Origin of the sequence: Burkholderia alba, from assembly GCF_034721475.1 — a bacterium.
In the GTDB taxonomy this organism is placed as follows: Bacteria; Pseudomonadota; Gammaproteobacteria; order Burkholderiales; family Burkholderiaceae; genus Burkholderia; species Burkholderia alba.
In genome coordinates, this window is sequence record NZ_JAWJWL010000066.1 from 1 (window position 1) to 9,520 (window position 9,520).

At 66.0% G+C, this 9,520-nt stretch carries 10 protein-coding genes; 1 reads left to right on the plus strand and 9 read right to left on the minus strand.

From position 1 onward, the window contains the following. Positions 1 to 72 precede the first annotated feature (72 nt). The 6 genes from RZR99_RS31455 to RZR99_RS31480 form a co-directional block, all read right to left on the minus strand. The gene (locus tag RZR99_RS31455; protein ID WP_323123623.1) at positions 73 to 972 is read right to left on the minus strand and encodes an ABC transporter permease subunit; all 900 of its coding nucleotides are present in this window, start codon (positions 970 to 972) and stop codon (positions 73 to 75) included. Beyond that, a complete protein-coding gene (locus tag RZR99_RS31460) occupies positions 969 to 1,766 on the minus strand; it encodes a taurine ABC transporter ATP-binding protein (RefSeq protein WP_323123624.1) in 798 nt (265 codons plus the stop codon). Before RZR99_RS31460 ends, RZR99_RS31455 begins: the two co-directional genes overlap by 4 nt. 38 nt (positions 1,767 to 1,804) lie before the next feature. Further along, complete coding sequence (gene tauA / locus RZR99_RS31465) at positions 1,805 to 2,833, minus strand: taurine ABC transporter substrate-binding protein (RefSeq protein WP_323123625.1); 1,029 nt, start codon at positions 2,831 to 2,833, stop codon at positions 1,805 to 1,807. Between the two features lie 390 nt (positions 2,834 to 3,223). Further along, positions 3,224 to 4,210, minus strand: a complete 987-nt coding sequence (gene lipA, locus RZR99_RS31470; protein WP_323123626.1) for a lipoyl synthase — start codon at positions 4,208 to 4,210, stop codon at positions 3,224 to 3,226. Then, a complete protein-coding gene (gene lipB / locus RZR99_RS31475) occupies positions 4,203 to 4,958 on the minus strand; it encodes a lipoyl(octanoyl) transferase LipB (protein WP_323123627.1) in 756 nt (251 codons plus the stop codon). Before lipB ends, lipA begins: the two co-directional genes overlap by 8 nt. Positions 4,959 to 5,039: 81 nt before the next feature. Beyond that, a complete protein-coding gene (locus tag RZR99_RS31480) occupies positions 5,040 to 5,366 on the minus strand; it encodes a DUF2917 domain-containing protein (RefSeq protein WP_323123628.1) in 327 nt (108 codons plus the stop codon). A gap of 101 nt (positions 5,367 to 5,467) precedes the next feature. On the opposite strand from RZR99_RS31480, the gene RZR99_RS31485 reads away from it, so the two are divergent. Continuing rightward, positions 5,468 to 6,439, plus strand: coding sequence for a transcriptional regulator GcvA (locus RZR99_RS31485; protein ID WP_323123629.1), 972 nt, complete (start codon positions 5,468 to 5,470; stop codon positions 6,437 to 6,439). Here the strand turns inward: RZR99_RS31485 and RZR99_RS31490 are convergent. From RZR99_RS31490 to RZR99_RS31500, 3 genes are read right to left on the minus strand one after another with little or no spacing between them, the layout of a single operon-like run. Continuing rightward, the gene (locus RZR99_RS31490) at positions 6,423 to 6,731 is read right to left on the minus strand and encodes an HP0495 family protein (protein ID WP_323123630.1); all 309 of its coding nucleotides are present in this window, start codon (positions 6,729 to 6,731) and stop codon (positions 6,423 to 6,425) included. The genes RZR99_RS31485 and RZR99_RS31490 overlap by 17 nt on opposite strands. Positions 6,732 to 6,751: 20 nt before the next feature. After that, positions 6,752 to 7,663 (minus strand): D-amino acid aminotransferase, encoded by a 912-nt coding sequence (locus RZR99_RS31495; protein ID WP_323123631.1) that lies wholly within the window; start codon positions 7,661 to 7,663, stop codon positions 6,752 to 6,754. 48 nt (positions 7,664 to 7,711) lie between these two features. Continuing rightward, a complete protein-coding gene (locus tag RZR99_RS31500; protein WP_323123632.1) occupies positions 7,712 to 9,022 on the minus strand; it encodes a D-alanyl-D-alanine carboxypeptidase family protein in 1,311 nt (436 codons plus the stop codon). Between the last annotated feature and the right edge of the window lie 498 nt (positions 9,023 to 9,520).

Below are 9,520 nucleotides of genomic sequence, written 5' to 3' on the forward strand. Positions count from 1 at the left end.
TGACCCCTGCCCCGGGGAGGGGCGACGCTGATAGACCGACACGAAAACAAGTTCACCGACAGAAACCCTCCCTCACCCCCTCCCCTTCCAGGGCACCAACCACCCCTCCACCGCCCGCATCAAGAGATCAAACCCCCAGGCGATCCCACCGATCAAAAAGATCCCCATCACGACGACATCGGTCCGAAGAAAACTGGATGCATTGAGCACCATCTGCCCGAGTCCAGCAGTGGCGGCGACCATCTCGGCGGCGACGAGGGTTGTCCATCCGAATCCGATGGCAATCCGTAACCCGGTGAGAATTTCCGGCAACGCGGCCGGCAGCACCACATGCCGCACGACCTGACCGAAGCTCCCGCCCAGCGAATAAGCCGCATTGATCTGCTCGACGGTAGCGCTCCGAACCCCGGCGCGCGCCGCCATCGCGATCGGCGCGAAGCACGCGAGAAAAATCACGATGATCTTCGCGCTCTCGTCGATCCCGAACCAGATCACCACGAGCGGCAAATAGGCGAGCGGCGGCAGCGGCCGATAAAACTCCAACGGCGGATCAAGCAACCCGCGCGCCACCCGGCTCACCCCCATCAGGATGCCCGCCGGCACCCCGAAGACCACCGCGAGCGCAAACGCACCGAACACGCGCAACACGCTCCAGCCCAGATGCTGCGCCAGCGGCAACCCGCCCTGGATGCGTCCGTGCCACGCATCGACAAAGGCCGCCCATACCGCCTCCGGCGTCGGCAAGAACAGCGGCGGCAGCCATTGCAGATGCGTCGCCAGCCACCACAGCGCGGCCAGCACGGCGATCGACACCGCACTCAACCCGGCCGTCGCCCCTTCGCCCGGCAACCGGTATCGATGCCGCCCCGCCCGCCTCGCGGCACGCGCGCCCACGCCGCCATCGCCGGCCGCCCGCGCCGATTGCCCATCCGCAAACAGCGGCCCGCCCGTCGCCGATTCCCGTGCGCTCATGCTGCCCGCTCCTCAAGTTGCCGCCCATGCAAACGCTCGATCAACCGCTCGCGCCACGCGATGAAATCCGCCGACGACTTCACCGCGCGCGCATCGCGCGTCTCGACATAGCGCCGCGCAAACGGCAATTCGTAAGTCTCGGCGATACGCCCCGGCCCCGGCGTCATCACGACGAGGCGCGTCGCCAGAAACAGCGCCTCCTCGACGCCATGCGTGATGAAGAACACCGTCTTGCGCGTCCGCGCCCACAGATCGAGCACCAACTCCTGCATCGCTTCGCGCGTCATCGCATCGAGCGCGCCCATCGGCTCGTCCATCAGCAGCACGCGCGGATCACCCGCCAGCGCACGCGCGATCCCGACCCGCTGCTGCATCCCGCCCGACAATTCGTACACGCGCGCGTGCACATGCTTCTCGAGCCCGACCAGCGCCAGCATCCGGCGCGCCCGCGCCTCGCGCTCGGCCTTCGGCACATGCTGGAAACGCAACCCGAGCGCCACATTGCCCAGCACGTCGAGCCACGGCAGCAGCGCATATTTCTGGAACACGACGCCGCGATCCGCACCCGGCCCCGTCACCGGCTCGCCGTCGATCAGCACCTCGCCCGATGTCGGCGCGACAAACCCCGCGATGCAGTTCAACAGCGTCGTCTTGCCGCACCCCGACGCGCCCAGCGCCACGACAAACTCGCCCGCATCGATCCGCAGATCGACGTCGGCAAGCGCCCGCGTGCCGGCTCGGCCCCGCTCGCCCGGATAGGCGACCGACAGCCCTCGAATCTCCAGCCTGCTCATGATCTGTCCACTCCCGGAACACGTCGCCGCACGGTCGGTCAGTGCGCGGCGGCCTTCTGCACGAATTGCGGATCGACACCCGCCGAATAATCAGGCAGCACGTTCTGAATCGTGCCCTGCGTCTTCAGGAACGCCGCCGTCGCCGCCAGCGATTTCGCCGCACCCGATTGCGCACCGCCGCCCAGCCACGCGTTCGACGCCTGCTCGGCGAGCGTCGGGAACGCGTAGAGCGCAAGGCTCGCGGGCACGTCCTGGACGGTCGCCCCCGACACCTTCGCCACCGCCGCGGCCTGCGGCGACGCGGCACGCCACGCGGCCGGCCGCGCGCGGTAATCCGCGTCGGCCGCCGCCAGCACCTTGACGAAACGTGCAACGAACTCCGGGTTGTCCCGCGCGAACTTGCGGCTCACGACGAAGCCGTCGAAGGTCGCCTTGCCCGTCTCCTTCGCGACCTGCCCCGACGTGATCAGCACCCGGCCGCTCTGCTTCACTTTCGCGAGCACCGGATCCCAGATGTAGGTCGCGTCGATGTCGCCGCGCGCCCACGCCGCCGCCACTTCGGGCGGCCGCAGGTTGACGATCTTCACGTCGTTGGGATTCACGCCGGCGCTCTGCAGCGCGACGAGCGTATGGAAGTGCGACGTCGACACGTAAGGCACGCCGATCTTGCGGCCCTTCAGGCCCGCGACGCTGGTCACGCCCGACCCGTCGCGCGCGACCAGCGCCTCGGCGTTGTTGATGTTGTCGAGAATCCAGAACAGCGAAATGTCGAGCCCCTGCGACAGCCCCGCCGCAATCGGACTCGACCCGGCTTCACCGAGTTGCACCGACCCGGACGCGAGCGCGCGGATCACGTCGGCGCCGCTGTCGAGCTTGCGAAACGTCACCTTGTAGCCGGTCGCCTTCTCCACCTCGCCGCTCGCCTGCGCATAGCGCCACGGCACTACCATGTCCTGGTACGCGATCACCACTTCGCGCGAATCGGCGTGCGCGGCCGGCGCGGCTGTCACGGACGCGATCGCCGTCAGGGCGACCGCCGCGAGCCGAACGAAACTGAAACGCTGCATGAATCCCCTCTCCTGTCGGTAGCGATACTGCAAAAGGCTTCCGACTATAGGGACTTTGAAACCGCCGGGTTCCAATTAATCCTGCGATGCAATTGACGCCGTTTCAGCTTTGCTTTCCACGCTGGACCGGATGCCGGCCCCAATCGAACCGGCCAAATCCCGCCGCGACGACGGAATTCCGCCGGGCAAGATCGGCAGACAGCTCGTCCGGGGCGAAACCCGCGCGCACGACGGTCGCCGGCATCGGGTTCGAATGCTCCCGGCAAGCGGCCGCCAAGACGTACCGTTTTGCCCGCGACCGCGCATCTCAAACCGCGTCCGCCAACGAAAAAGCCCGCATCGCTGCGGGCTTTTTCTCCCATCGTCGTCGCGAACGGGTCGCGAGGCGTGTCACACCACGCCGGCGCCGTGCGCCTGCAGATCCGCGTGATAGCTCGAACGCACCATCGCGCCGACCGCCGCGTGCGTGAAACCCATCTTGTACGCCTCTTCCTCGTACATCTTGAACGTATCCGGATGCACGTAAGCGCGCACCGGCAGGTGGTGCTCCGACGGCTGCAGGTACTGGCCGATCGTCAGCATGTCGACGTCGTGCGCGCGCAGATCCCGCATCACATGCAGGATTTCCTCTTCGGTCTCGCCAAGGCCCACCATCAGGCCCGACTTCGTCGCGACGTCCGGATGCAGCGCCTTGAAATCCTTCAGCAGCTTCAGCGAATGCGCATAATCCGAACCCGGGCGCGCTTCCTTGTAGAGTCGCGGCACCGTTTCGAGGTTGTGGTTCATCACGTCGGGCGGCGCGGCATTCAGGATCTGGATCGCGCGATCGAGACGGCCGCGGAAGTCCGGCGTCAGGATCTCGATGCGGGTCTCCGGCGACTGCTCGCGCACTTCGCGGATGCACTCGACGAAGTGCGCGGCGCCGCCGTCGCGCAGGTCGTCGCGGTCGACGCTCGTGATCACCACGTACTTGAGCTTCAGCGCCGCGATCGTGCGCGCGAGATTCTTCGGCTCCTCGGTGTCGAGCGGATCGGGGCGGCCATGGCCGACGTCGCAGAACGGGCAGCGGCGCGTGCACTTGTCGCCCATGATCATGAACGTCGCGGTGCCCTTGCCGAAGCATTCGCCGATGTTCGGACAGCTCGCTTCCTCGCACACCGTATGCAGATTGTGCTCGCGCAGGATCGTCTTGATCTCGTTGAAGCGCGAGCTGCCGGTGGCGGCCTTCACGCGAATCCACTCCGGCTTCTTGAGCCGCTCGATCGGCACGATCTTGATCGGGATGCGCGCCGTCTTCGCCTGCGCCTTCTGCTTGGCGGTGGGATCGTATGCGGCGGACGGATCGGCCGGCGCGGGAGTAGCGATAAGGTCAGTCATTCGATTGTTCCAGTGCCTGCGGCAATGCGGCGGCCGCGGTTGCGCCGTCGAGGTTGGCGATCAGACGGCGCACGAGCGTCTCGGCTGCTTCGTTCCAGCCGGCGGCCACGCCAAGGCCCGCCATGTCGACCGTTTCGAGTCCGGCGTAACCGCACGGGTTGATCGCGAGAAACGGCCGAAGGTCCATCTTCACGTTGAGGCTCAGGCCGTGGTAGCTGCAGCCGTTGCGGATCTTGAGGCCCAGCGCCGCGATCTTCGCGCCCTCATGAGGGCCGGATGCCACGTAGATCCCCGGTGCGCCGGCCTTGCGGACCGACGCGAGATTATACGCCGCGAGGGTCTCGATCACGGCCTCCTCGATCCGGGACACCAGCGTGCGCACCATCAGCTTGCGACGCCGCAAATCGAGCAGCAGGTACGCGACGATCTGGCCGGGGCCGTGATAAGTGATCTGGCCGCCGCGGTCCACCTTCACGAGCGGTACGCCGCTGTCGGCGACCAGCAGATGGGACGGATTGCCCGCCTGGCCGAGCGTGTAGACGGGCGGATGCTCGACCACCCAGATTTCGTCGCCGGTCTCGGCCGTGCGCGCGTCGGTGAACGCACGCATCGCCTCGAAGCTGACTTCGTACGGCTCGACGCCGAGCCAGCGGACCGTCACGGGCGGCGGCGCGCAGCCGGCATCGGCAACCGGCGGGCTGGGTTCGGTGGAAACGGGGGACACAATGGAAACCGGCGAGGCTGACATGGACGGTAGTTTACCGAAATCCCATGCGCCTCGCCGGTACTGGAAGGGGACGGATCGAATCCGCCCCGTCCCCTCAGGCGGTCAGACGGTCCGCCAGTTGTCGCGAAACAGCTCGGCCGCGCGCGTGAGCAGCCGCTTGATGCCGGAGACGGCGGCCTGCTGCGCGGGCACCGCCATCGAGAACGACACGCAGGCGCCGGCCGCGCCGTCGGCGCTCAGCCATAGACGCTCGCCGCGCCGCAGCTTGAGCGAGCACCCGCTCGACAGAAAATAATCTTCGACATCGTTGCTGCGCGTCGCCCACACCGGCCCGCCCTGCACGGTCAATCGGGTGCTGCGCGCGACCTTCATCGGGATGGTTTCGCCGGGTTGGATCTCGAACGTGATGCTTGAAGAAATTTCTCTCATGATGTGCTCCGCCAAAGGTGCTTCAATGGCTACAATCGTATATCTATCAACGGCTTGCGCATAACGATCTATTTTCACGTACTTGTGAGATAAATTAGCAAATGGACCTTCGCCAACTGCCCATGTTGAACGCGATCCGCGCGTTCGAGGCGGCCGCCCGCCACGAGAGCGTCTCGCGCGCCGCCGAGGAACTGTTCGTCACGCATGGCGCGGTCAGCCATCAGGTGCGGGCGCTCGAAGCGGATCTGGGGGTGAAGCTGTTCACGCGCAACGGCAAGCGGCTTTGCCTCACCGAAGCCGGCAGCCGCTATGCGCAGCAGGTGCGCGCCGCGCTGATGATGCTCGCCGATGCGACCCGCGCGGTCCGCTCGAACGACCGCGACCGGCGGCTCGTCATTTCGATGCTGTCGTCGTTTTCCGCACGCTGGGTGACGCCGCGCATCGGCCCGTTCATCGAACGGCATCCGGAGATCGATCTCGAACTGCAATCGACGAATGCGCTGACCGATTTCGCGCGCGACGACGTCGATGTCGCGATCCGGTTCGGCTCCGGCGACTACCCTGGGCTGCACGTGGAGCCGCTGCTGGAGGAGGTGTTCTTTCCGGTCTGCGCGCCGACGCTGAACGGCGGCGTGCTGCCGAAGGAGCCGGCCGATCTCGTGCGCTATTCGCTGCTGCGCTCGGACGACGAGCTGTGGCGCCCGTGGTTCGACGCGGCGGGCCTCGACACGCTGACCGAGCCCAGGCGCGGCGTGCTGTACCAGGATTCGTCGAACCTGCTGCAAGCGGCGATCGACGGCCAGGGCATCGCGCTCGTGCGCCGCTCGCTGGCCATGCACGAGGTGGCGCTCGGGCGGATCGTGCGCCTGTTCGATATCGATGGGCCGAGCCCGTGGGATTATTACTTCGTGTGTCCGCCGCCGCTGTTGCAGGCGGAGCGCGTGCAGGCGTTTCGGAGCTGGCTGCTGGAGGAGATGGCGCGCTTCAAGACACTCTGCGCGCAGATGGATGCGCAACGCGCGGCGGACCGTGCCGCCGCGCGCGCAAGTATGACGATCAGAGCACGACCTTGACCATCGGATGGCCGGTGAGTGCGCGATAGATGTTGTCGAGCTGCTCCTGGCTGGTCGCCCGCACGGTGATCGTGAGACCCGTATAGTTGCCGCCGCTCGATGCGCGCTCCTCGATCTTCTCGAGGTCGATCTCGTTGTCGTGAACGCTCACGACCTTGAAGATCGTGTCCTTGAACTCGGGGTGTGACTTGCCCATGATCTTGATCGGGAAGTCGCACGGGAATTCCAGCAGCGTGTCCTTCCTGGCCTCGATCGCACCCGTCAGTTCGACAGTTTTGGTCGGTTCGGTCATTTCATCCTCCAGGCAAAGGGTCAAACATTCTCCAGTTCGCGCGCTTTCGCGCGCTGGTAGGCGTCGTACAGCGCCGCGTAGACCGGACCCGGCTTGCCGCCCTGCACCGGCAGGCCGTCCAGCAGGGTCACGGGCAGAACTTCCTTGGTCGCCGACGTGATCATGATCTCGTCGGCCGCGCGCAATTCCGCTTCGTTGATGTCGCGCGCGACGAACGGAATCCCGCACTCGTTCGCCAGTTCCTCGAGCAGCGCATAGCGGATGCCCTCGAGGATCTTGTTGCTACGCGGCGGTGCGAGCAGTTCGCCGTTCTTCACGACCCACACGTTCGACGACGAGCACTCCGTGACGTTGCCGTCGCGCAGCTGGATCGTTTCGAACGCGTCGTGTTCGGCCGCGTGCTGAGCCATCAGCACGTTGCCGAGCAGCGATACCGACTTGATGTCGCAGTGCAGCCAGCGCTTGTCTTCCGCCGTCACGCAGCGCACGCCTTTCGCGCGTTCCTCGGCGCTCGGCAGGCGCAGCGGGGTGATCATCATGAACACCGTCGGCGACACGCCGGCCGGAAACGCGTGGCCGCGCTTCGCGACGCCGCGCGTCACCTGGATGTAGACCAGCGCGTGCTGCCCGTCGCCGAGCGCCTCGGCGTTCGCGTCGAGCATCTCGTCGATGAGCGTGCGCCAGTGCGCGTCGTCGCGCGGATTGTCGATACCGATCTTCTTCAGGCTCCGGTCGAGGCGCGCGAGGTGCTGCGCGATCCGGAACGGCGCGCGGCCGCCTTCGTGCGCATAGACCGGTACGACTTCATACACGCCGTCGCCGAAGATGAAGCCGCGGTCGAGCACCGGGACGCGGGCTTCGGACAGCCGCACCCGCTGCTCCTGCGACGATGCCCTCAGGTAGACGACCGGATCGAAATCAGCTTGGCTCATGACGGTATAGATGGAGACGAAGTCGTAAAAATAAAGGGATCGGCCGGCTTACTTCTTCTTGCTGAACATCAGCAGGATCGAATCCCAGATCCGGCCGAGCAGGCCCGCTTCCGGTACGGCCTGCAGCGCGACGATCGGGAACTGTGCGACCGTCTTGCCGTCGGCGACGAGCTTCACGGTGCCGACCTGCTGGCCTTGCGCGAGCGGCGCGATCAGCGGCGCGTTCAGTTCGACTTCCGGCTTCACCTTGTCGCCCATGCCCTTCGGCACGGTGATCGACTGATCCTTCTGGACGCCGACCTGCACGGTGTTGCTCTTGCCCTTGTAGATGCGCGGCGTGTCGATCGCCTGGCCGGCCTTGTACAGGCGGACCGAATCGTAGGCGCTGTAGCCGTAGTTCAGCATCTTCATGCTGTCCTGCACGCGGTCGCTTTCCTTCACTTCGCCCATCATCACGGTGACGAGGCGGCGCGAGGCGTCGGCCGTGCCGGGCAGCGAGCGTTTGGCGGATGCGATCAGGCAGTAGCCGGCTGCTTGCGTGTGGCCGGTCTTGAGGCCGTCGACGGTCGGGTCGATCCACAGCAGGCGGTTGCGGTTGGGCTGCTTGATCTTGTTGTACGTGAAGTCCTTGACCGAGAAGATGTTGTAGTAGTCGGGGAAGTCGCGGATCAGGTGGGTGGACAGTGTGGCGAGGTCGCCTGCCGTCGTGTAGTGCTGCGGGTCGGGCATGCCGTTCACGTCGGCGAAGTGGGTGCCTTTCATCCCGAGTTTCTGCGCTTCGGTGTTCATCAGGTTGACGAACTGCGCTTCGCTGCCGCCGACCAGTTCGGCGAGGGCGATGGCCGCGTCGTTGCCGGATTGGATGATCATCCCGTAGACGAGATCGTGCACGGTGACGGGCTTGTTGGCTTCGATGAACATCCGCGATTCGTCGCGGCCGACGCGGCGGACTGCGTCGCTGGGCGTGACGACCTGGTCCATCGAGATCTTTTTCGAGTCGAGTGCTTCGAACACGAGGTAGGCGGTCATCAGCTTGGTGAGCGATGCCGGTTCGACGCGTTCGTCGGCGTTGCCCGACGCGAGCACCTGGTTGCTGGAGGCGTCGACGAGCACCCACGAGCGGGCGTTGACGCCGGGCGGGGGCACCGCGCCGGGCATGAACGTGGCGGGTGCGCCGGTGGGTTCGGCCGCGACGGCTGCGGCGGGCGCCTTGGCCTTCGCTGCGGGCTTCGCTTCGGCGACGGCAATCGTCGACACGAGCGCGGCGGGCAGTGCGATGCCGAGCGCGATGTTGCGCGCGGCGACGGCGAAGGTGGTGGAGGAAGCGAGGGACTGGAGGCCGAAGGAAGACAAACGCATGATCGATTCAGGCAGATGGCAGAAAGTGCAGCGCACGGGGCGCTTGGTTGGAGAGCCGGGCGGCGGGCGTTTCGGCCTGAGCGGAAGACGAAACGCGCCAATTGGACAGATCGCGGCGCGATCGGTTCGCGGATGCGGGCGCGGCAAAACCGGCGGACCGAGCGCCGGATCAGGCCAGACAGGCCGTGCGACGCTTGAAACTTGGCCATTATACGTGGGGTTTTTGAGGCGTTCGCCCTGGGGGGCGTTTTTTGTGAGGCTCGGAGGAGCGGGCTTCAAGTTATCGCACTTGCCAGATTGTCAGGGTATTCGCGGCGCCCTTTCACGAAGGTTTGGACGCCCGTCGCCGGTTTCTTTCGCCGAGCCCGGCGTGGTGGCGGTCCATTAGTGTTTGGACCTCTTCGGGGCCATGGGCTTATCGGGTGGTTTTCTGTCGTTGAACTTGTTTTCGTGTCGGTCTATCAGCGTCGCCCCTCCCCGGGGCAGGGGTCACTTTTC

Bases quoted from the DNA above. Each gene is read 5' to 3' on its own strand.
- RZR99_RS31455 (WP_323123623.1), bottom strand. From the start codon at position 972: ATGAGCGCACGGGAATCGGCGACGGGCGGGCCGCTGTTTGCGGATGGG.
- RZR99_RS31460 (WP_323123624.1), bottom strand. From the start codon at position 1,766: ATGAGCAGGCTGGAGATTCGAGGGCTGTCGGTCGCCTATCCGGGCGAG.
- tauA (WP_323123625.1), bottom strand. From the start codon at position 2,833: ATGCAGCGTTTCAGTTTCGTTCGGCTCGCGGCGGTCGCCCTGACGGCG.
- lipA (WP_323123626.1), bottom strand. From the start codon at position 4,210: ATGACTGACCTTATCGCTACTCCCGCGCCGGCCGATCCGTCCGCCGCA.
- lipB (WP_323123627.1), bottom strand. From the start codon at position 4,958: ATGTCAGCCTCGCCGGTTTCCATTGTGTCCCCCGTTTCCACCGAACCC.
- RZR99_RS31480 (WP_323123628.1), bottom strand. From the start codon at position 5,366: ATGAGAGAAATTTCTTCAAGCATCACGTTCGAGATCCAACCCGGCGAA.
- RZR99_RS31485 (WP_323123629.1), top strand. From the start codon at position 5,468: ATGGACCTTCGCCAACTGCCCATGTTGAACGCGATCCGCGCGTTCGAG.
- RZR99_RS31490 (WP_323123630.1), bottom strand. From the start codon at position 6,731: ATGACCGAACCGACCAAAACTGTCGAACTGACGGGTGCGATCGAGGCC.
- RZR99_RS31495 (WP_323123631.1), bottom strand. From the start codon at position 7,663: ATGAGCCAAGCTGATTTCGATCCGGTCGTCTACCTGAGGGCATCGTCG.
- RZR99_RS31500 (WP_323123632.1), bottom strand. From the start codon at position 9,022: ATGCGTTTGTCTTCCTTCGGCCTCCAGTCCCTCGCTTCCTCCACCACC.